We start from the raw sequence: 21,023 nt of genomic DNA, 5'->3' as shown, positions 1-21,023 counted from the left end.
ATGTTTGCCTTTGGCGCATCTTCGTGTGAAATCCGGTAGATGGATAATCTCACGCATTCCCTGATCGGCGCCGCAATCGGTCAGGCGGGGCTTAAACGTCGCACGGGCCTTGCCATGCCGGCGCTGATCATCGGCGCGAACCTGCCCGATGTGGACGCATCGTGCTTTCTCTGGCTGGATGGGACGGAGCACCTGGGCTTCCGCCGTGGCATCACGCACGGTCCGCCAGCGATGGTGCTGCTGCCACTGGTGCTGGCGGCGCTTTTGTGGGGCTATGATCGGTGGCAAACCGGGCGGGGAACCCGGCCGGAAGGGCGTTTGCCGGTCCGGTTTGGCTGGCTCTATCTGCTCGCCTTGATCGGCTGCCTCAGCCATCCGCTGTTCGACTGGTTCAACAATTACGGCATCCGGCTGCTGGAGCCGTTCTCCAGCCGGTGGTTCTATGGCGACACGCTGTTCATCATCGACATCTGGGTGCTCGCCATGCTGGGTCTGGGCATCTGGCAGTCGCGCCGGCGCGAACGCGGCGGGGCAGGGCGTCCGGCGCGCCCGGCCCGCGCGGCGTTGCTGGTCCTTGCCGCCTATATCGGCCTGAACCTGACGCTCACTGAGGTCTCCGCCGATCTGGCCCGGATGCGAGAGCCATATCCCGTAACCGTGGTATCTCAGCCCGTCCCGGCGGCGTTCTGGCGCCGTGAAATCCTGTGGCGCAGCGCGGATCGCCATGGCGCATATGACTGGTCGCTGTTTGGCGGGGCATCGGGCATCGATACATCCGGCAAGCCAACGAACATGGCCGATGCCCGCATCGCAGCCTGGGCCCGGGGCAATCCCGGTGCAGAGGCGTTCCTGTTCTGGAGCCGCATGCCAGTGGCCACGGTGGGACCAAAGGGCATCTTGCTGACTGACCAGCGTTTCGCGCAATCCCCGGCACGATCCGGATTTACGGTAACGCTGAAACCCAAACCATGACCTTGCACACCATTGTCTGGCTGCGCCGCGACCTGCGGCTGGCAGACCAGGCAGCTTTCCACGCCGCCACCCAGGCCGGGCCGGTGATCCCGGTCTTTGTACTGGATGATGAAACGCTGCGCCACCGCCGGATGGGCGGGGCCTCGCGCTGGTGGCTGCATCACTCCCTGGCCCGGCTCGATGCAGACTTGCGCGCCCTTGGGTCACGGCTGATTCTCCGGCGTGGGCGGTGCGAGGAGATCTTGCCCGCACTGGTGGCAGAGACCGGCGCAAGCAGTGTCCACGCGTTGCATCACTATGAACCGTGGTGGCGCAATGCCGAGCGCGCCGTGGCCCGCTCGGTGCCGCTCCACCTCCACCATGGCAATACGCTGGTTCCGGCTGGATCTGTTCTGACCGGCAGCGGCACGCCCTTCAAGATCTACACCCCATTCTGGCGCGCGTTGTCTGAACGGATGCCGCCCGCGCCGCCGTTGCCGGTGCCTGAACTGGCCGCGCCCGCGCAGTGGCCGGCGAGTGAGCCGTTGGAAGACTGGGGCCTGCTTCCGGTCCGGCCGGATTGGGCTGCTGGGTTTCGGGCCGAATGGAGGCCCGGTGAGGCCGGAGCACTCGACCGACTGGAAACCTTTGCAGGCCGTGCCTCCCGCTATGCGGAGCACCGCAACCTGCCCTCGATGGAGGGCACTTCGCGGTTGTCTCCGCACCTTCATTTCGGTGAGGTTTCGCCTGCCACGATCTGGCATCGGGTGGCCGATGCAGGCGGGTCGGTCGATACGTTCCTGGGGGAGATTGGCTGGCGCGAATATGCCCAGAACGTGATCCTGCAATACCCCGACTATGGCAGCCGCAATGCCCGCGATGCCTATGATGCTTTTCCGTGGCGTGAAGGTGCGGATGCCGATGCGGATTTCACGGCCTGGACGCAGGGCCGCACCGGCTATCCAATCGTCGATGCCGGGATGCGTCAGCTATGGGCAACGGGCTGGATGCACAATCGCGTCCGGATGATTGCCGCCAGTTTCCTGATAAAGCACCTGCTGATCGATTGGCGACGCGGGGAGCAGTGGTTCTGGGACACACTGGTCGATGCCGATTACGGTTCGAACGCGGTCAACTGGCAATGGAGCGCGGGAACCGGCGTGGACAGCAACATGTTCGTGCGGATCATGGCGCCGCTGACCCAGTCGCCCAAGTTCGACGCTGGTGATTACATCCGCCAATGGGTGCCGGAACTGGCCCACCTGTCGGATTTCGAGATTCACGACCCGGTCAAGCCGGTGCGCGGCTATCCGCAAAGGATCGTCGATCACGCCGCCGCACGAGCGCGGGCGCTGGCAGCGCATCAAGCGCTGAAGGGTTAGGGACTAACTCCGCCTGGTACTTTCCCGCGCCAACAGGCTGACGGGAACCCGGCGCTGCTCGTGGGCCTTGCCAGCGATGACGGCCAGCAGCTTGTCCACCAGCATGGCCCCGGCGGCGGTGAAATCCGGCTGGATGCTGGAGAGCGGCGGCATGGCGTGGGCACTGGCGCGAATGCCGTCGAAGCCGATCAGGCCGCAATCCTGTGGTATGCGCGTGCCGGTTTCGGTCAGTTCGCGCAGAACGCCCAGCGCCAACTCGTCACAGACGGCGAAGATCGCGTCGAAGGGCTGGCCGCTGGCTTTCAGCGCACGGACCGCGCGGCGGCCCTGTTCTTCGCGGCTCAGGCCTTCCTCGATCTCGATCAGGGCCGGTGTCAGACCAGCGGCATGGATGGCCTCGCAATAGCCGTCGTACCGTTCCTTGAACTGGCGCTGCAGCGAATTTTCGGAACCGATGCAGACGATCTGCCGAAAGCCTGCGTTGATCAGGTGATCGGTCGCCAGCACGGCGCCAGCGTGATTGTCACTGCGGATCCATTCCAGATCGTCGAACGGCGATCCCCAGCACACCAGCTTCATGCCTGATTGCCCCAGATCGCGGTAATAGTTCCACGCATCCAGGTTCTGGGTCGTCCCGATCAGGATCAATCCGTCGGCTTTGCGCCGTTCCTCATACCGGCCGGACAGGTTCTGCGGCCCGTCCTGAAAACTGACCAGTGTCTCATACCCGCGTACCGATGCCGCGGCGCAGATCGTGCCGAGCAGCGAATAGGTAAAGGGGTTGAGATCCTTGCGGTCTTCATCCGGACGGCAGATCACCACCACGGCAAGTGTTCCGGTCTTGCCGGTGCGCAGTCGCGCTGCGTTTTCATCGACGGAATAGTTCAATCGGCGGGCAGCTTCTGCGACGCGCAGCCGTGTCGCCTCGCTCACGACCGGGTCGCCAGCCAGCGCGCGCGAAACCGTGGACTGGCTGACGCCCGCCTCGGCAGCCACGTCGAACGAGGTCACGCGGTAATTGCGCGCCTTGGCCTTGCTGTTGTCCTCGTCCATGCGCCCCGCCTTTATCCGCCTTCACATTGCGGAGATGCCGCCATCCAGCTTCAACTCCGCCCCGGTCATGAACCGGGATTCGTCGCTGGCCAGGTACAGCACCCCGGCAGCGATGTCATCGGGTTCGCCCACCCGCTTCAGCGGAATCTGGCGGGCCAGCTTTCCCATGACCACATCCTTGGGGTGGCCGGAACTGGCCGCGATTCCATCGAGGATCGGCGTGTCGACGAATGTGGGGTGGACCGAGTTGCTGCGGATATCCCAGCCCATCTTGGCGCAATAGAGCGCAACCGATTTGGATAGCATCCAGACGGCCGCCTTGCTGGCGTTGTAGCCCGGCATGGTATCGCTGGCGATCAGCCCGGCGATGGAAGAGATGTTGATGATCGAGCCCGGCTGGCTCTCCTTCATCAGCGGCAACGCTTTCTGGCAGCCCAGAAACACGGAATCCACGTTGATCGCAAAGCCCCGGTGCCAATCTGCCAGTGTGCAGGTTTCGATATTGCCGCGCACCCCGACGCCGGCGTTGTTGACCAGCACCGATAGACCGCCCATTGCCTCTGCCGCATAGTCCACGGCAGCAATCCACTGGTCCTCCTGCGTGACGTCCAGTGCGACCGAAAATGCCGTGCCAGAGCCAAGTTCGGCATTGATGGCAGCGGCCTGATCCGCTGCGCCAGACGCATTGATATCGGCCAGCAGCACCTGTGCCCCTTCACGCGCGAGCATGCGGGCCTGAGCGGCCCCCAGTCCCTGCGCCGCACCGGTTACCAATGCCTTCTTGCCTGCAACCCGTCCTGCCATCTTTTCACTCTCCCGTCATGATTGCCGGCCCCAGCAGCATCAGCAGCCGCACATCGATGCCCAGACCCCGTGCCCGTGATTCGGCGATGAACTGGCCGATCCCTGTTATCGGCACACGATGGACGGTGATGTCCTCGCCGTCCACCCCTCCGCCGGGGCCAACCTTGGTCAGGCCCGATGCCCGCAACAGGGTGAAGCTCTCGCTGACCATGCCAGGCGATGAGTAATACTCGCCAAGGGTATCCATCCGGGCGGCGCGGTATCCGGTTTCTTCCTCCAGTTCGCGCACGGCCGCATCAGTGGCGTTCTCGCTTTCGCCATTATCTCCGATCAGGCCCGCAGGGAGCTCAATGCAGGCGCGTCCCAATGGAACGCGGAACTGTTCGACCAGAATGACGTGTTGCTCGTCGTCAATCGCGAGGATCACCGCCGCCTTGATGCCCCGCGCGCGGGACACGTATTCCCACTTGCCCTTGACCTTGGCGGTGATGAACTTGCCTTGCCAGACGGTGTGTTCGGGGTCTTCGATAGCCATTCGGCTACCTAGACCTCAATCAGGCGGTCCGGCAATTCGTTCCGGTCATTTTCGGCGCGGGGGAAGTGCTCGGCCAGCACTGCGCCGACTTTGCCGACTGCCGCAATCATTCCCTCGGCCAGATCACCGGCACGGATGTGGATCAGCATTGCCGCCATCGCCTCGCCCCATGTTTCGGGAGAGACCAGGGCAGCAATGGCGGAATCAGCAATAATCTCGGCGCGATGTTCGCGCAGGCTGACATAGATCAGGATGCCGGTGTGGCCATCGGTCCTGCGTTCCGCACCGACCTTGAAGCAGGTGATCGCGCGGGCGCGGACGCGGGCTGCCTTGATGTGGCGCGGGATCAGGAACCACTTCACCGGCGGCCAGAGCTGGATCAGCAGCACGCCGATGAACTTCACGATCGCGAAACTGACACCCAGTGTCAGCACTGCCGCCGGGGTCCATGCACGGTCCCAGTGGCCCGTCATGCGGTCGTAGAGGCCAAGGAAAAAATCGGGGAAGATCGACAGTGCCGTTAGCGCCGTGAATGCTGCCAGTGCCGCCCAGGCGAGCGCAATGTCGGTGTAGCCATCGGACCGGTCGGTCACGATCGTCACGATTTCACCCGCGCTGTGCTGTTCGGCAGCGTGCACGGCGGCCGAAATGCGGGCGTGATCGGCGGGAGAGAGAAGGAGGGGCGCACGCATTACCAATCCCCCGATGCGCCGCCGCCGTCGAACCCGCCGCCGCCGCCGCCAAAGCCGCCGAACCCGCCAAAGTCACTGCCGCCGCCGCTGCTCCAGCCGCCGCTGCCGCTGTTGCGGGCGGCGTGGTGCATCACTTCGCTGAGGCCCCACAGGACGATGCCGGGATCGATGCGGCTGCGCCGCGACCGGCGGCGTCCACCGCGACCGAACACGAACATGAAGAACAGGATCAGCAGGATCCAGAAGATCACGCTACCCGCGCTTGCTTCATCCCGGCCACCGGCTTGCTGGGCGGCTGCTGCGGCTTCGGCAATCGCTTTCGCGTCAGCGGGATCGCGATTGAGCTGGGCGGTGATGGCATCGATGCCCGCAGCAATCCCGCTCGCGAAGTTCTTTTCGCGAAACGGACCCACCATCTGGTCGCGGATGATCCGCCCGGCCAGTACGTCCGGCAGGCGTTCCTGCACGCCGCGCGCGGTGTGGATGCGGATCTTGCGTTCGTTCGGCGCGACCAGCAGCAGCACGCCCTGTTCGGTTTCCGCGCCGCCGATGTCCCACGTTTCGGCCAGCGTCTGGGCGTATTGCTCCACCTCCAAACCGTCGAGGCTGGAGACGGTCGCAACGATCACGGCCCGTCCGGTATCGCGATTGTAGGCGCGCAGTTTCTGGTCCAGCGCGGCTTCATCCGCATCGGGAATGATGGCGGCCTGATCCAGCACCGGCCCTTCAGGGCGCGGCGGCAGCTCGGCGTGCGCGGCGGTGCTCGCAAGAGCCAGGACCGCCGCGCACCAGAGGATGAAGCGCCGCATCGACGCGCCCTTTCAGCCCTTCACTCAGTTCGCCGCAGCAGCGGGCGAGACCGGAGCGGCAGCCGCGTTGTCATTGGCTGCGGGCGCTGCAGGGGCTGCACCGAAGTTCACCTTGGGTGCGGTCGCGGCCGCCGGATCGGCCTTGAACGGGATCATCGGCTTCGCGCCGTGGATCAGCTTGGCACCGATCGCATCGGGGAAGGTGCGGATCGTGGTGTTATATTCCTGCACCGCCTCGTTATAACGGGTGCGGGCCACGTTGATGCGGTTTTCGGTGCCCTCCAGCTGCACCATCAGGTCGGCAAAGCGGGCCTGGCTTTGCAGTTGCGGATAGTTCTCGACCACGGTGCGCAACTGGCCCAGCGCCTGGGTGAGCTGGTTCTGCGCGCCTTGGAACTTTTCGAACGCGGCGGGATCGGACAGATCCTCGGTCCGGATGTTGATCGAGGTCGCCGCGGCGCGTGCGTTGGTGACGTTGGTCAGGATCTGGGTTTCGGAAGCAGCGGCAGCCTTGGCCGTTTCGACCAGGTTCGGGACGAGATCGGCGCGGCGCTGGTAGGCGCTTTCGACGTCGGCCCACTTGGCCTTGGCGTTTTCTTCCGCGGTCGGAACGCTGTTGATCCCGCAGGCCGTCAGGCTCACTGCGGCGGCTGCGGCAAAGGCAATCTGCCCGAAACGGCGGACAAGCCCAAAATGACGGACTGGCGATGCGGTCATCAGATCACATTCCCTTCAAAATCGCGGCATCGGGCCGCAGTGGTCTGGAATGTAGCGCAGGGGGCATTGCTTTCAATGGCATTCGGTCGAATTTCGTGTGCCATCAATCGATTATTGTGACGTCATGAGTTTGCTGGCAAAGTGCCGACCGAGGAAATCCGTGAAGGGGTGGGACGCAATGCTGAGTGAATTCAAGACCTTTATCGCGCGCGGGAACGTGCTGGACCTTGCTGTTGGTGTGATCATCGGTGCGGCGTTCGGCAAGATAGTATCATCGCTGACGGATGACGTGATCATGCCGGTAATCGGGACCGTGACCGGCGGGATTGATTATTCCAACAAGTATGTGGTGCTGTCTGGCAGCGCGCCCGAAGGGGCAACCCTGGCCGCCGCGCGCGAGGCCGGAGCGACCGTGCTGGCTTACGGCAGCTTCGTAACGGCGGTGATCAATTTCCTGATACTGGCATTCGTGATCTTCCTCATCGTGCGCCAGGCCAACCGGGCGTTTCCGCCGCCGCCTGCGGCACCGGCCGGTCCGACCGAAGTGGAACTGCTGACCGAGATTCGCGATTCACTGAAAAAGTGAATTTACTTCATTGACTTAATCAAAGGGCGGGGCGTGATCAGAGCGTCCCGCCCTTTTCTTTTGCGCGCAGGCATCCTATATCCGCGTTGCCGGGTTCGCCCGGCTATGGTGATAAATTGCGACGTGCAATAGATGCAGCGGACCCGGGGGCGGTACCCGGCGGCTCCACCACCACCACCTGGACGCCCGGAAGCGGGTAGGCCGGGGCCCGGTTGTCGCCGGGGTGATGATGGGGCCGAACTAGGATCGACGTGTGTTGAAAAGCGTTGTTTTCACCCGGGCTGAGTAACCCGTTCAAGGCTCAAAACTCATAAGTGCCAACGACAACGAAGCACTCGCTCTCGCGGCGTAATCTGACGGCCTAGCGGCCTGATCTTACAAAGCTAAAGCGCGGTTGGACCGACCGGGCAACAGAACGGATACCGGGGGCCCGGGGTGGGCCTAGCAACAGAACCACCCCACCTTTCCGAACCGCGGTGAATTCCGATGCCGGGCTGCGAACGCAGCGTGCCGCGTTTCCGGCGCTTAAAACACGGTCTCAGGTTTTTCCTTGAGCATGCGTTCCAGCTTCAGGCAGTCGAGGATCTTGGCGCCCGCCAGGAATACCGCGCCCGTGCAAGCCAGGAACAGCAGCTTGCCGCCATAGCCCGGAAACCGCACCAGATAGGCCGATCCGCGCTCCACCGCGCCAAGCGCAAGGGCGTAGATGATCATGTACGCCTCGATCGGTGTCTTGATTACGAACAGACGTTTGATCTTGCGCAGCATCGGGACCCTCGAATTCTTAACCGCCGTCTCCGCAATGATCATGCCAGTGGCGGATTTTGGCGCAAGAGGGTGGTTAACGCTGCCGATGCTGTAAAGCCCGCCGACAACCCCGTGTCATGCCAACTCCGTCAGTTGCAACTCCTCCAGCAGGGCCACTCTGGCGGTCGTCACTGCGCGCGCCAGAGCCGGCGTGCCGATCTGGTCCGGGTAGATGCTTTCGGGCCAGTGCGCGGCAATGACCGCTTCGATCCGGCTGGCCTTGGCCACATCCAGCATGAAGCGCGGATCGACTGCCGCCGGATCGGCTACCACGCGCAGGCGCAGGCAGGCCGGGCCGCCGCCGTTGGCCATCGATTGGCGGACATCGACGGGCAGAACCTGCCGGATCGGGCCGTTGCCGGCCAGCATCCCGTCCAGCCAAACGCGAACGCGCGGATGCTCCCAGGCTTCCGACGGGATCACCAGTGCCATTTCTCCGCCCGGCAGGGTCAGCAACTGGGCGTTGAACAAGTATGAGCTGATGGCGTCGGCCAGGCTTACAGCGCTGGCGGGAACCACCACGATTTCGGCCTCTGGCAGCTTTGCCCGGATTGCGGCGTAAGTGCCTTCCGGATCGGCAAAGGCCTGCTCGTGGGTGAACAATACCCGCTCATTCGCCACGGCAACGACGTCGTTGTGAAACGCCCCGGCCGCGATGGCCTCGGGCGCTTGCTCGACGAACAGCGCCCGTTCGGCAGGCAGCCGGTTGAGCCGCGCAACCGCGCGACTGGCCTGTTCGTGCTGACGCGCCGGAAACGCGCTGCCACTGCGGCCATAGACGAAGATTTCCAGCCCCGGCGCATCATGGCTGGCGCACATCCGCATATGATTGGCCGCGCCCTCGTCGCCAAAACAGGGCGGCACCGCATCGTGCACCCGGAAATGTTCCGGATCGGCAAATGCCAACTGCAACTGGCGGACCGTAATCGGCCATTCCTGCGATCGATGCGGCATCGTCACCAGATTGGCTGCCGTCAGGTGACAGCGCCCGTCCGTCGTGTCCGGCGCAGGCGATACCGTGGCGGCATTCGCCGTCCACATCGAGCTGGCCGACCACGCCGCCGCCAGCAAGCGCTGGTCCTGACCCTGATCGAGCCCCAGCGCGTCCAGGAAACGGTGGTTGGGGCGGGGCAGGGGCAGCAGGAAGCCCTGCGCCAGGCCGAGCGCCAGATTGTGGCGCATCTTGGCCAGGCCCTGCAGCGCGGCCGCGCGGGGATAGGACACCTCGCCCGCGTTGTTGGCCGAGGCGAGGTTGCCAAGGCTGAGGCCGGCGTAGTTGTGGCTGGGACCGATGATCCCGTCGAAGTTGATTTCAACCAGTGCCATGGCTCACCACCGCGCCACATGGGTGACGGTCATCCCGGGCTCGATCCCCAGCCGGGCGGCGCTGGCCGGATCGAGCGCGATGCCGTCGCCATCAGGTTCAACCCAGCCATAGGTTGTCCGGAAGTCCGCCAGCTTGCCGCAGGCCACCAGCCGCTTCTCGCCGCGCAAGTGATCACCCAGCCCCGCATCGAGCAGCGTGACCTGGCTGTCCTGCGCCTCGCGGATCGAACGGATCTGGTCGGTGCGGACGGTCATCGTCGGGCCGCCGTCGAAAATGTCGATATAGTTTTCCCAGGCGAACCCTTCGTTTTCCAGCATCCGCATGGCGGCCCGCCCCGTGGGGTGGGGCACGCCGATCACGGCGCGGGCGTGTTCGGTCAGCATGGCGATATAGACCGGGTGTTTGGGCATCAGGTCGGCAATGAACTGGTTGCCATACTTGGCATTGAATTCGTCCGCGTCCTGGAAGTTCATGCCAAAGAAACGCCCGGCGACTCCGTCCCAGAATGGCGATCCACCGGCCTCGTCGATGACCCCGCGCAATTCGGCCAGAGTGCGGTCGGCAAAGCGGGGGCGGTGGTTGCGGATGAACAGGTAACGGCTGCGCGCGATCAGCATCCCCAGCCCGCCTGACCGCTCGCCCGGATGGAGGAACAGCCCGCCGACTTCGGTTGCCCCTTCCAGATCGGTCGAGAGGTTGAGGATATCGGCGCGAAAGGTGCGGCCCAGTTCCTCGCTGTGCTGGGTTAGTGCGCCGATGCGATAGCTGTAGAACGGCCATTTCAGGCCGACGGCGGAGAACACCTGGCAGGTGCCGCGCACTTCGCCGGTGGCCGTATTCTCCAGCACGAACACGAACAGGTCGTTGCCGAGCGTATCCTCGGTCCGGGCAAAGCCCTCTGCCGATCGCTCCAGCTTGGCAGTCAGCGCCTTGCGGTCCGGTGGCAGGTTGGTGAAGCCGCCGCCGGTGCGCTTGGCCATTTCATAGATGTGCTGCAGATCGTCAGGCGTGGCGGCGCGTATCAGGAAAGTCACAGGGTTGCTCCGTTGGCAAGTCGATGAAGGACCAGCGCGGACAGGCGTGCGCGTTCGGCCAGACTGGGCACGATCAGGAATTCGTCAGGCGAATGAATCGCCCCGCCGCGCACGCCCATCGTATCGACCACCGGCACGCCGCAGGCCGCGATATTGTTGCCATCGCAGACCCCGCCCGATGCCTTGCGGGTGATTGGCTGGCCCAGCAGCGCGCTGCATTCCTCGACGATCCCGAACAGCTTTTCCGCCGCCGCATCAAGTGGCTTGGGCGGGCGGCTGATCCCGCCGTGGCGGTGGATCAAGACTTCATATTCGGCAGCAACCTTGTGGATAAGGCTGTTGATTTCCTGTTCGAAAATTGTGGCCAGCGCTGTGCTGCGCGGGCGGATGTTGAAGCGCAGGACGGCCATGTCCGGCACGACGTTGTTGGCGCTGCCGCCGTCGATCCGCGCCGGGTTGACCGAGAGGCCTTCGCGCTCCAGCGCCTTCAGCTCCAGCGCCAGCGCGGCGGCGGCGACAATCGCGTTGCGCCCGTCCTGCGGGTTGCGGCCCGCATGGGCGGAGCGGCCCGTCACGATCAGGCTGTAGTTGCCGCTGCCCGCCCGCTCGCCCGCCAGCGTGCCATCGGGCAGGGCGGAAGGTTCATAGGTCAGCGCGGCGGTCTTTCCCTGGGCCAGCGCGGCGATCAGCGCGGCGGAAGAGAGGCTGCCGGTTTCCTCGTCCGAATTGATCAGCACGTCATAGCCGGTCGCCGGTGCCGCCGGGGACGTCTCGAAGGCCTTGAGCGCCGCCAGGATCACCGCGATCCCGCCCTTCATGTCGGCCACGCCGGGGCCGCACAGGGTCTGCTCGTCCAGCCAGTGCTGCTGCTGGAAGGGGTGGTGCGCGGGGAACACGGTGTCCATGTGCCCGGTCAACAGGAACCGGCGCGGCGCATCGGGGCGAACCCGCAGGACCAGATGCTGGCCAAATGCGACGCCGGCCTCGCGCCCATCGGCGGCGATCTGGGTGACGGGGGCAGGGGCCTCCAGCGTCACCTTGCCGGGCAGCGCGGCAAAGGCATCGGCCAGTTGCGCGGCCTGCTCGGCCAGACCCGCCAGATTGCCGGTGCCGGTGTTGATCGCGCTCCACGCCTGCACCTGTCCCAGCATCGGGGCGGGATCGACGGCGGCCAGCAGGGCCTGTTCGGTGGGGTCAAGCTGTTGCATCTGAAACCTTCTCTAGCTGACCAATGGACGCTCTCCAACCCCTGCCCGATACAGACCCGGTTGCGCTGCCTTCGCAAGTGCGGCATAGGCGCTGGCATTCCTCCCCGGAATCGTTGATCACCCCTGCCGAGGCGCATGTTGCGTCCCCGGTTCAATGATGTGCGAGGAACAATGAGCGGTTTTGTCGATAAGTCGGGCTTGCAGGTCGATGCGGCGCTGGCGGCGTTTGTCGAAGGTCAGGTGCTGGCCCCGCTGGGCAAGGATGTGGCCGCGTTCTGGGCCGGGTTTGCCGCGCTGGTGGACCGGCTGGTGCCCGTCAACCGCGCGCTGCTGGCCAAGCGCGATGCGCTGCAGGCCGAAATCGACGCGTGGCACATGGCCCGCGCGGGCAAGCCGATCGACATGGCCGAATATCAGGCGTTCCTGCGCGAGATCGGCTATCTGGTGCCCGAACCCGCTCCGTTCAGCGTTGGTACGCAGAACGTGGACCGCGAGATCGCGCAGATGGCCGGGCCGCAGCTGGTGGTGCCGGTGCTCAACGCGCGCTTCCTGCTCAACGCCGCCAATGCCCGCTGGGGCAGCCTCTACGACGCCTACTACGGCACCGACGCGCTCGATGCCGCACCGGCGCGGCCCGGCGGCTATGACGAGGTGCGCGGCGCGGCGGTTATCGCGGCGGGGCGGGCGTTCCTGAACAGTGCGATTCCCGGCTGGGAAGCGGCGCTGGCGGGGCAGCCGTGCGAACACCTAGTCGCCCGGCGCGAGGGCGGCTTCCTGTTCCGGCATAACGGCCTGCACATCGAAGTGCTGGTCGATCCGGCCCATCCCGTCGGCAAGACCGATCCCCTGGGCATTGCCGACATCGTGCTGGAAGCCGCGCTGACCACCATTGTCGACCTGGAAGATTCGGTCGCGGCGGTCGATGCCGAGGACAAGCTGAACGCCTATGCCAACTGGCTGGGCGTGATCCGGGGCGATCTGGCCGACACCTTTGAGAAGGGCGGCAAGACGCTGACCCGTACGCTTAATCCGGACCGCGTCTGGACTCTGTCCGATGGCAGCGAACTGACCCTGCCGGGGCGCAGCCTGCTGTTCGTGCGCAATGTCGGCCACCTGATGACCAACCCGGCGATCCGGCTGGCGGACGGCGGCGAGATCCCCGAAGGAATCATGGACGCGGTCCTGACCAGCGCGATTTCGGCGCAGGACCTGGCCGGGCTGGGGCGGTTCGGCAACAGCCGCGAAGGCAGCATCTATATCGTCAAGCCGAAGATGCACGGGCCGGAAGAAGCCGCCTTTACCAATACCTTGTTCGACGTGGTTGAGGATTTGCTGGAACTGCCGCGCCACACGATCAAGGTTGGCGTGATGGACGAGGAGCGCCGCACCTCCGCCAATCTGGCCGCCTGCATCCATGCGGTGAAGGACCGGATCGTGTTCATCAACACCGGGTTCCTCGATCGGACCGGGGATGAAATCCACACCTCGATGCGGGCCGGGCCGATGATCCGCAAGGCCGACATGAAGCAGACCGCGTGGATCAGTGCCTATGAGGCCCGCAACGTCCAGATCGGCCTTTCCTGCGGGCTGTCGGGCAAGGCGCAGATCGGCAAGGGCATGTGGGCCGCGCCGGACATGATGGGCGACATGATGGTCCAGAAGATCGGCCATCCCAAGGCTGGCGCGAACACCGCCTGGGTGCCGTCGCCCACGGCGGCGACGCTGCATGCGATGCATTACCATGCGGTCGACGTGTTCGCCGTCCAGCGTGAACTGGCGAGCCAGCCGGTGCCGCCGCTGGAGGCGCTGCTGACCGTGCCGCTGGCGCAGGGAACCAACTGGTCGGACGCGGAAGTCCGCGCCGAACTGGACAACAATGCGCAAGGGCTGCTCGGCTATGTCGTGCGCTGGATCGATGCCGGGGTCGGCTGTTCCAAGGTGCCTGACATCAACGACGTTGGCCTGATGGAAGACCGCGCGACGCTGCGCATTTCCAGCCAGCACATGGCCAACTGGCTGCTCCACGGGGTCTGCACGGCGGAGCAGGTGATGGATTCGCTGCGGCGGATGGCGGTGAAGGTCGATGCCCAGAACGCGGGCGATCCGGCCTATGTGCCGCTGACCGGGAACGAGGATGGCCCGGCCTTCCGCGCTGCCTGCGATCTGGTGTTCAAGGGCGTGGAGCAGCCCAGCGGCTATACAGAACCGCTGCTGCATGCCTGGCGGCGGGTGAAAAAGGCGCGGTGATTCGCCCGAGTCGCCGGGGTGTCGCCGGGGTTTAGTTGATGAAAGTCATGCGCGGGGCGTCTGTTTCGATGCGAAACAAGCGGTCCCCTGCGCTGGTGCGTGAAGATCGACGATGGAAAGAGCCGACGCGAACGTAGCAGGCGGCGGCGATGTAGGAAAATGGCCCCTCCGTCAGCCGCTTGGCGGCTGCCACCTCCCCATTTGGTCCCATGAGAAAACGGGCCAGAATCGGGAGGAGCTCAGGACGCGTGGACAAATTCCGTCATGGTGGGAACGTCAGCTATCCGCCATTTTGCTCTGAAAGCTGCCTGTCAGGACACGACCCCATTGCGGTCATTCGGCCAAGCTTTTCATAGTGTCAAAAGCCGTCATTGCTCGGTCGCGCGTGATGCGGCTATGAAGCCCTATGAGCAGCCCATCCATTGAGAATTTGTGGTCGAATCTTTGGGCAGCCCGCTTTGGCTTCGAAGACGTTCGGCTACGTTTCGAACTTGGGGGCAAGGAGTTTGATAACTCCGTCCAGCCAGTTCCTCGTTTTCTTCAGGCGCACCGACGGGCATCGACCGTCGCTGACGCGCTGTTTCGTGAAAGCTGCATAGGCGTTGTGGCTTGGAACGGCCGCCTGCCTGATCCAGCTGGTCTCCCTGATGAAGTAGACGACGGGTTCGTGGCTCTTCAGTCCACCGGATTTCATGCGCCTCAGATCAGCGAATGGCAGGCAGTTCTTTACCCCGATCCCGGCGAAGAGGCGGATGTCTGGGACGTCCGGAGCTACGATATGGGTCCCGACAAGATCGTCCGCGACACCCTTCTTTGGCATGTGGTCGCGTCAGAAATGCCCATCTATCCGAGCGCTCCTGTCGTTGCCTTCCTGATCGACCCAAGCAAATCCGTGATGATGCACATCTATGATGATCGAGGAATGGACGTGAGTGCTTATGATGCCGCCACGCTTCACGGGCTTTACGCGGGTTTTGCTGACTGGCTCCTCGACTATGATCGTGAGCGCATGGCGAAGCTGTTCAAATTACTTCAGCTTGTGGTGCCTCGCGTCCGAAAGCCGACCGTCTGGAACCCACCCATATACTGCCGTTCGGTGCCCTGTTGGCGATCCGCAATAGCGGTCATCTCTTCAGTGCGGAATTTGTCCGCGCCGCCTAGGCGGTCAGTTCGCGGGCGATGGCGACGAATTCTTCCACGTTCAGCGTTTCGGCGCGGCGCTGGGGATCGATGCCCAGGCGCTCCAGCGCAGCCAGCGCGCCGGGTAGGCCTTTCAGGCTTTGGCGTAGCATCTTGCGGCGCTGGCCGAAGGCGGCTTCGGTGACGCGTTCGAGCATCCGGGCGGAGACGCCTTGCGGCATATCGGCGGGGGTCACGTGGACGATCGCGCTCATCACTTTGGGCGGCGGGGTGAAGGCGCTGCGGTGGACTTTCATCGCCAGCTTCGCGGCGCTGCGCCACTGGGCCAGCACGGCGAGACGGCCGAAGGCGGACGGATCAGCGGGGGTGGCGATGATCCGCTGGGCGACTTCCAGCTGGAACATCAGCGTCAGACTGGCCCACTGCGGCGGCCAGTTTTCACCCGACAGCCAGCCAGTGAACAGCGCGGTGCCGACATTGTAGGGCAGGTTGGCGACGATGTGATACGCGCCCGCGAACAGCGTGGCCGGGTCGATCTTGGTCGCATCGCCCTCGATCACGGTCAGCTGGCCGGGAAACGCTTCTGACAGTTCGGCCAGTGCGGGCAGGCAGCGCTTGTCCATTTCAATCGCGGTGACGTTGGCCCCGGCGCGCAGCAGCGCGCGGGTGAGGCCGCCAGGTCCGGGGCCGACTTCCAGCACGTCCTGCCCCTTCAGCTTGCCGGGGATCGCGGCGATCCGGTCCAGCAGCTGTTCGTCAAACAGGAAGTTCTGGCCCAGCGCCTTGGTGGCGAACAGGCCGTGGCGATTGATGACGTCGCGCAGGGGGGGGAGGTCAGGTTGGTTCACCCGTTTCCCTTAGCCGTTCGCGGGAGAAATCAAAGCGCCTCTGCGCGCCGCGCCGCGCATTCCCCGGCCATGCGGATTGCGGCGATGGTTGCGCCTGCGTCGGCCTGACCGGTTCCGGCAATGCCGAACGCGGTGCCGTGATCGGGCGAGGTGCGGATGACGGGCAGGCCCAGCGTGACGTTGACGCCGTTGTCGAAATCGAGCGCTTTCAGCGGGATCAGCGCCTGATCGTGATACATGCACAGCGCCGCATCGAACCCGGCGCGGGCGCGCGGGGCGAACAGGGCGTCGGCGGGGTGGGGGCCAGTGGCGGCGATCCCCTCGGCCTGCAAGGCTGCGATCGCCGGAGCGATGATCCGCGCTTCCTCATCCCCCATGCGCCCGTCCTCGCCCGCGTGGGGGTTCAAGGCGGCGATGGCGAGGCGCGGCTGCTCGATCCCAAAATCGCGCGCCAGCGCGGCGGCGACGACCCGGGCGCGGCGGACGATGAGGTCGCTCGACAGGCGCCGGGGCACTTCGGACAAGGCGATGTGGACCGTCAGTGGCACGGTGCGCAGGTTCGGCCCGGCCAGCATCATCACCGCGTCCTCTGCCGCAACCCCGCAGGCCGCCGCGACGAATTCGGTCTGGCCGGGATGGTCGAACCCGACTTCGGCCAGCCGCGCCTTGGCAATCGGGCCGGTGACCAGCGCGGCGGCTTCGCCGTCCACCGCCAGCCGGGCGGCCTCGGTCAGCGAAGCCAGCGCGAATTCCGCGCCGTCGCGGTCCGGCGCGCCGGGGCGGTAATCGCTGTCGATTCCTGCCAGCACGGGCAGGGCGACATCGAAGCAGTCGAGCGCTTCGGCCGGGTGGAAAATCTGGACGATGGGCACGGACAGCCCGCGCTGCTTCGCTGCTTCGGCCAGCAGGTCTGGCCCGCCCACGGCGAAGAACGGCGGCAGATCGTCAGCAAACCGCCGCGCCCAGGCGGCGGCCAGCAATTCGGGGCCGACGCCCGCCGGATCGCCCAGCGATACTGCCAGCGCGGCCCCGTCCATGCCGTCAGTTATAATCGATCACCGCGTCGCGGCGCAGGTCGCGCAGGTAGGTTTGCGCGCGCTTGTTGACGCGTTCGTCTTCCATCTGGCTTTGCACCTGTTCGAAATCCGGGCCGCTATCGGCCTTGGGATCGTCGCGGCCGCACAGCATCAGCACGCGCACGCCTTCCTGGATCGAGCCGAACGGCGGGGTGGTTTCCCCCAGGTTCAGGCTGAGCACCAGGTTCTGCAGCGGGGTCGGCAGGTCGCGCGCCTTGATCTGGTCGTTGTTGACCACGTCCGCCCCCAGCGAGGCGGCGACTTCATCGGCGTTGGCACAGCCACGCGCGGCGCCCATCGCATCGGCAAAGGCCTTGGCGCGGGTGGTGGCCTGGGTTTCGGTCACGCCGGGGGCGAACCCGATGGAAATCTGCTTGAGGCTGAGCACCGCATCGCGCGGATCGGCGGTCAGCACCTGGCGCTTGTCGATCAGCAGCAGGATCGAAAAGCCGCCCCGGATCTCCACCGGGCCGACCAGCTGGCCGCTCTGGATCGTGGGCAGCAGGGCATCGAGTTCGGTCGGCAGCACGCCGCGCTTCACCCAGCCCAGATCGCCGCCGGTGGCCGCGGTCGAGGCTTCGGAGAACTGGCGGGCATAGCCCACGAAGCTGCCGCCGCCCTTGAGCTGTTCGACGATCTTCTGGGCGTTCTGGTACACCGCGTCGCGGTTTTCGCTGGTGGCCGAGAGGAAGATTTCGCCGACGCGATATTCCTCGGTCCCCTTGGCTTCCTGCATTCGCTTCAGCACTTCGCGCACTTCTTCGTCCGAGACGTTGACGAACGGCTGGACGTTGCGGCGCAGCAGGCGGTTCCACGACAGCTCGCCCCGGATCTGGCGCTTGAGCGAAGCGGCGGAGGAGCCGATCTTGGCCAGATAGGCCTCCATCGCCTTCACGTCCTGGCCGAAGTTCTGCTGGGCGATGCGGGCAAAGGTCTGATCGACTTCGCTGTTGTCGACATCGACCTTCTGCGCCTTGGCTTCCTGGATCTGGAGCGTTTCGTCCATCAGGTTGCGCAGCACCTGCAGCTTCAGGCGGCCCAGTTCCTCGTCGCTGACCTTGCCCCCGCTGGCGTTGACGATCAGCGCGACGCGCTGGTCAACGTCGGTGCCGGTAATGATCTCGCCGTTGACGATCACGGTCGCCTTGCGGTGGTTGGGATCGTTCTTGGCGAAAAAGGCCGGATTGTCGGGCAGGATCAGGCCGCCGGCGGCACCGCCGTCCTGCGCGATGGCGGCGCCGGTCAGGGCGATGGCGCTGACGCCCAGTGCGGCAACTGCGAGGCGGGCCGAGAAGCGAGCCGGAAAACGGGCCGAAAGGCGGGAGAGCGAAGTGCTGTTCACAGGTACCTAATTCCCAAAAACGGCCGGGGATTTCCGGGCCGGACTTGCCGGGTGGACTGCCGCAAGCAGGCTTAACCCAAGCTGAGCATCGCGGCGGATAGCGCGTTTGCGCGCCAGTGCCAATGTTGCGGGCCGCGCTATCACCTGAAGCCCAGATTGCGCAGCGCGAAATTGATCTGGAACGTGTTGCCCTTGCGCGCATCGCCGGTGGCCACGAAATCGCGCCGCCAGGTGAAGGCCAGCTCCAGGCATTCGTCCTGATAGGCCACACCGATGCGGGTGCGCAGCGGCTGGAACCCGTCGGTCGTGGTCAGCGGGTCCTCGTTCTTGCTGGTCAGGTTGAACACGCCAGAGCCGAACAGCGACCAGTAACGGGCAAAGGCGACCCGCCCGGCCACGCGCAGTTCCTCGCGGTCGGCCAGATCCTCGATCCCGGCGCCGATGTCGCGGTTGAGCCGCAGGTAGCCGATTTCGGCATAGGTCCGCTCGGTCCCGATGGTGGCGTCGAACTCGTTGCGGCGGACGGCGAAGTTGTCCTTGTCCAGCCGGAAGCGGTGCGTCAGCTTCACGAAGTCGCGGAAGCGCACCTCGGTCCGCCCGACGACGTCGGACACGCGGCTCGACAGGCCGGTGCCATCAGGCAGCAGGGTGGGACGGCTGGACACGCGGTAGGTCTGGCCGATGGTGGAGGACACGCGCCAGCCCGGCCGTTCGAACTGCCAGTCGAGACCGTAGGTAAAGCGCACGCCGTCCTCGACCCGGTCATAGCCGGGGAAGCGGTTGAGCGCGAAGAGGTTGGAATCCTCAAGGTCGATCGCGCGGGCGTCCTCGTTGGGGACCGCCAGGTTGCGCAGGCGCGGGCTGGCGACGACCTCGAAGCGCGGGGTCAGCACTTGCGTTCCGCCCGCGAATTCGCCCACCAGCGGCCACTTCACGTCGACCGCCGCCGTGGCCAGACCGCGCGTTTCCCAGCCGGGATTGCCGCGATAGATGGTGGTCGCGGTCAGCGCGTTCTCGTCCGAATGATAGACATCGCCGCGCAGCAGGGTGGTGAAGGTCACTTCCTGGCCCAGCCCGGTGATCCGGCGCAGATCCCACCGCGCGCTGGCAAAGGCGCGCTGGGTATCCTGCCCGCTGGTGCGGGTAATCGCCATCGAATTGGCCTGCAGCTCGATCTTGCCGCCCAGCATGGGATCGTTGATCCGGCGGCGATAGTCGATGATCGGCAGCGCCACCGGGACCAGCCCCTGCTTGTCGCCCACGCGCAGCGTCTGGGTCGCCCAGCCGGCGATGGAGAGGTATGAATTCTCGCCGATCCGCTCTGCCTCGATCATCGAGCGCAGCCGGTCATCCCGGCTGATGTCATAGCGGCGCAGGAACGTGCGGTCAGAGGCGAAGCGGCCCGATGCGGTAATGCTCCAGTTCGGGTTGAACTGGAACTTGCCGTTGGCGAAGAAATAGCCGCGAAAGTCCTTTTCCGAGCCGACGCTGTTGCCTGAAATCGAAATGCGGCTGCTGCGCGTGGCATAGCCGGTGACCTGATAGGCGCCCTTGGCGGTCAGCGCGCGGTATTGCGCCGAGATCATCGGCAGCGCCTCGGTATAGACATAGCCCGTCACCGCGATGTCCCGGTTGGGGGCGAGGCGCTGATACCAGGTTTCGGAAAATTCCACCCCGTTCGAGGCGGAGAGGCGCACGTCCGGGATCAGCAGGCCGGAAATCGGGCGGCCATCGGTGGTCAGCACCAGCCCCGGCAAGGGCAGCAGCCGCGCGCCGAACAATTCCAGCCGCGCGCCCTTGAACGTCACCTGCTTCTTCGCGTCGTCATAGATCACGCGCTTGGCAGTGATGCGCCAGCTGGGGTTGCGCGGGCAGCCCTGGTCGTCCTCGATCGCGCAGGCGGTATAGACCGCGCGGTCGAGCAGGATCGTGCCGTCCTCGGCGCGCGAGCCGCTGGCCGCGGCCAGCCGCCCGCCTTCGCGCAGGGCCAGCAGCATGTTCTGCATCGCCCCGGCCTTGAATTCGTCGTTCAGCTCGATCCGGTCGGTGAACAGCTGGTTGCCGTCCGCATCGACCATGCGGATCGTGCCGGTCGCCTCGATCACACCGGTGGTGCGGTTCCAGGTGATCTGGTCGGCCCGCAGCGACTGGTCGCCGCGCTTCATCACCACGTTGCCGAACGCGGTGACGATGCCGGTGTCGCTGTCATAGCTGACGCCGTCCGCCTCGAAGCCGATATCCGGGTCCTCGGCCGCCGTTTCCGCTGCCGGGGCATCCTGCGCCAGCGCGGCAACCGGGGCGCAGGCCAGCATCAGCGCCAGCGCAAGGGCGCTGGTGCGGCAGGTGGGCAGGCGCGATTCCGGGGCAGGCAGCAGGGGCTGCGGACAAGGGAGCATGGGTTGCCTATCGCACCGCCCGCGCCTAACTGCAATCCACGCTAACCACTTGGCCGCATACTTCATTCA

18 protein-coding genes, 1 other RNA gene and 1 pseudogene are annotated in these 21,023 nt (G+C 65.2%); 6 read left to right on the top strand and 14 right to left on the bottom strand.

Annotated elements, in window-relative coordinates; all coding sequences use genetic code 11:
- Window positions 1-39: 39 nt before the first annotated feature.
- The gene (locus IE113_RS04370) at window positions 40-972 is read left to right on the top strand and encodes a metal-dependent hydrolase (protein WP_189539206.1); all 933 of its coding nucleotides are present in this window, start codon (window positions 40-42) and stop codon (window positions 970-972) included.
- On the top strand, window positions 969-2,333 hold the full coding sequence (locus IE113_RS04365; protein ID WP_189539205.1) for a cryptochrome/photolyase family protein: 1,365 nt from the start codon (window positions 969-971) through the stop codon (window positions 2,331-2,333). The genes IE113_RS04370 and IE113_RS04365 overlap by 4 nt, the downstream gene beginning before the upstream one ends.
- A 3-nt stretch (window positions 2,334-2,336) precedes the next feature.
- Here IE113_RS04365 and IE113_RS04360 read toward each other — a convergent pair whose 3' ends face one another.
- Genes IE113_RS04360 through IE113_RS04335 form a run of 6 tightly spaced genes read right to left on the bottom strand, consistent with a single transcriptional unit; the run spans window position 2,337 to window position 6,943 of the window.
- On the bottom strand, window positions 2,337-3,386 hold the full coding sequence (locus tag IE113_RS04360; RefSeq protein ID WP_189539204.1) for a LacI family DNA-binding transcriptional regulator: 1,050 nt from the start codon (window positions 3,384-3,386) through the stop codon (window positions 2,337-2,339).
- 21 nt (window positions 3,387-3,407) lie between these two features.
- Window positions 3,408-4,190 (bottom strand): SDR family oxidoreductase, encoded by a 783-nt coding sequence (locus IE113_RS04355; RefSeq protein WP_189539203.1) that lies wholly within the window; start codon window positions 4,188-4,190, stop codon window positions 3,408-3,410.
- A gap of 4 nt (window positions 4,191-4,194) precedes the next feature.
- Window positions 4,195-4,725, bottom strand: a complete 531-nt coding sequence (locus IE113_RS04350) for an NUDIX hydrolase (protein ID WP_189539202.1) — start codon at window positions 4,723-4,725, stop codon at window positions 4,195-4,197.
- Window positions 4,726-4,733: 8 nt separating this feature from the next.
- Entirely contained in the window at window positions 4,734-5,417 is a 684-nt protein-coding gene (locus tag IE113_RS04345) for a TPM domain-containing protein (RefSeq protein ID WP_189539201.1), read from the bottom strand.
- The gene (locus tag IE113_RS04340) at window positions 5,417-6,226 is read right to left on the bottom strand and encodes a TPM domain-containing protein (RefSeq protein WP_189539200.1); all 810 of its coding nucleotides are present in this window, start codon (window positions 6,224-6,226) and stop codon (window positions 5,417-5,419) included. Before IE113_RS04340 ends, IE113_RS04345 begins: the two co-directional genes overlap by 1 nt.
- A gap of 24 nt (window positions 6,227-6,250) precedes the next feature.
- Entirely contained in the window at window positions 6,251-6,943 is a 693-nt protein-coding gene (locus IE113_RS04335; protein WP_189539199.1) for a LemA family protein, read from the bottom strand.
- A 178-nt stretch (window positions 6,944-7,121) separates the two neighbouring features.
- Here IE113_RS04335 and mscL point away from each other — a divergent pair, with 178 nt between their 5' ends.
- Both mscL and ssrA read left to right on the top strand, forming a co-directional pair.
- Window positions 7,122-7,529 (top strand): large conductance mechanosensitive channel protein MscL, encoded by a 408-nt coding sequence (gene mscL / locus IE113_RS04330; protein WP_189539198.1) that lies wholly within the window; start codon window positions 7,122-7,124, stop codon window positions 7,527-7,529.
- A gap of 49 nt (window positions 7,530-7,578) precedes the next feature.
- Window positions 7,579-7,953, top strand: a transfer-messenger RNA (tmRNA) gene (gene ssrA, locus IE113_RS04325).
- Window positions 7,954-8,054: 101 nt separating this feature from the next.
- Here ssrA and IE113_RS04320 read toward each other — a convergent pair.
- From IE113_RS04320 to IE113_RS04305, 4 genes are all read right to left on the bottom strand, one after another.
- Entirely contained in the window at window positions 8,055-8,297 is a 243-nt protein-coding gene (locus tag IE113_RS04320; RefSeq protein ID WP_189539197.1) for a hypothetical protein, read from the bottom strand.
- Between the two features lie 114 nt (window positions 8,298-8,411).
- Entirely contained in the window at window positions 8,412-9,662 is a 1,251-nt protein-coding gene (locus IE113_RS04315) for an N-succinylarginine dihydrolase (protein ID WP_189539196.1), read from the bottom strand.
- Window positions 9,663-9,665: 3 nt separating this feature from the next.
- Complete coding sequence (gene astA / locus IE113_RS04310; protein WP_189539195.1) at window positions 9,666-10,697, bottom strand: arginine N-succinyltransferase; 1,032 nt, start codon at window positions 10,695-10,697, stop codon at window positions 9,666-9,668.
- Window positions 10,694-11,905 (bottom strand): hydrolase, encoded by a 1,212-nt coding sequence (locus IE113_RS04305; RefSeq protein WP_189539194.1) that lies wholly within the window; start codon window positions 11,903-11,905, stop codon window positions 10,694-10,696. Before IE113_RS04305 ends, astA begins: the two co-directional genes overlap by 4 nt.
- 171 nt (window positions 11,906-12,076) lie before the next feature.
- On the opposite strand from IE113_RS04305, the gene IE113_RS04300 reads away from it, so the two are divergent.
- On the top strand, window positions 12,077-14,152 hold the full coding sequence (locus IE113_RS04300) for a malate synthase G (RefSeq protein WP_189539193.1): 2,076 nt from the start codon (window positions 12,077-12,079) through the stop codon (window positions 14,150-14,152).
- Window positions 14,153-14,558: 406 nt separating this feature from the next.
- Window positions 14,559-15,092: pseudogene (locus IE113_RS16490) on the top strand (DUF3885 domain-containing protein); the annotation flags it as partial.
- 217 nt (window positions 15,093-15,309) lie between these two features.
- Here IE113_RS16490 and rsmA read toward each other — a convergent pair.
- The 4 genes from rsmA to IE113_RS04275 form a co-directional block, all read right to left on the bottom strand.
- Window positions 15,310-16,140 carry a 16S rRNA (adenine(1518)-N(6)/adenine(1519)-N(6))-dimethyltransferase RsmA gene (rsmA, locus tag IE113_RS04290; RefSeq protein WP_189539192.1) on the bottom strand — a complete coding sequence of 277 codons (831 nt, stop codon included), beginning with the start codon at window positions 16,138-16,140 and terminating at the stop codon, window positions 15,310-15,312.
- A 29-nt stretch (window positions 16,141-16,169) separates the two neighbouring features.
- Window positions 16,170-17,177, bottom strand: coding sequence for a 4-hydroxythreonine-4-phosphate dehydrogenase PdxA (gene pdxA / locus IE113_RS04285; RefSeq protein ID WP_189539191.1), 1,008 nt, complete (start codon window positions 17,175-17,177; stop codon window positions 16,170-16,172).
- A 4-nt stretch (window positions 17,178-17,181) separates the two neighbouring features.
- Window positions 17,182-18,558 (bottom strand): peptidylprolyl isomerase, encoded by a 1,377-nt coding sequence (locus tag IE113_RS04280; protein WP_189539190.1) that lies wholly within the window; start codon window positions 18,556-18,558, stop codon window positions 17,182-17,184.
- A gap of 140 nt (window positions 18,559-18,698) precedes the next feature.
- Window positions 18,699-20,954 (bottom strand): LPS-assembly protein LptD, encoded by a 2,256-nt coding sequence (locus IE113_RS04275; RefSeq protein ID WP_189539189.1) that lies wholly within the window; start codon window positions 20,952-20,954, stop codon window positions 18,699-18,701.
- Window positions 20,955-21,023 lie beyond the last annotated feature (69 nt).

It is taken from the genome of Novosphingobium arvoryzae, from assembly GCF_014652615.1.
Lineage (GTDB): Bacteria > Pseudomonadota > Alphaproteobacteria > Sphingomonadales > Sphingomonadaceae > Novosphingobium > Novosphingobium arvoryzae.
The sequence above is the reverse complement of the archived record's forward strand: the minus strand, read 5'-3'. Positions and strand labels throughout refer to the sequence as shown.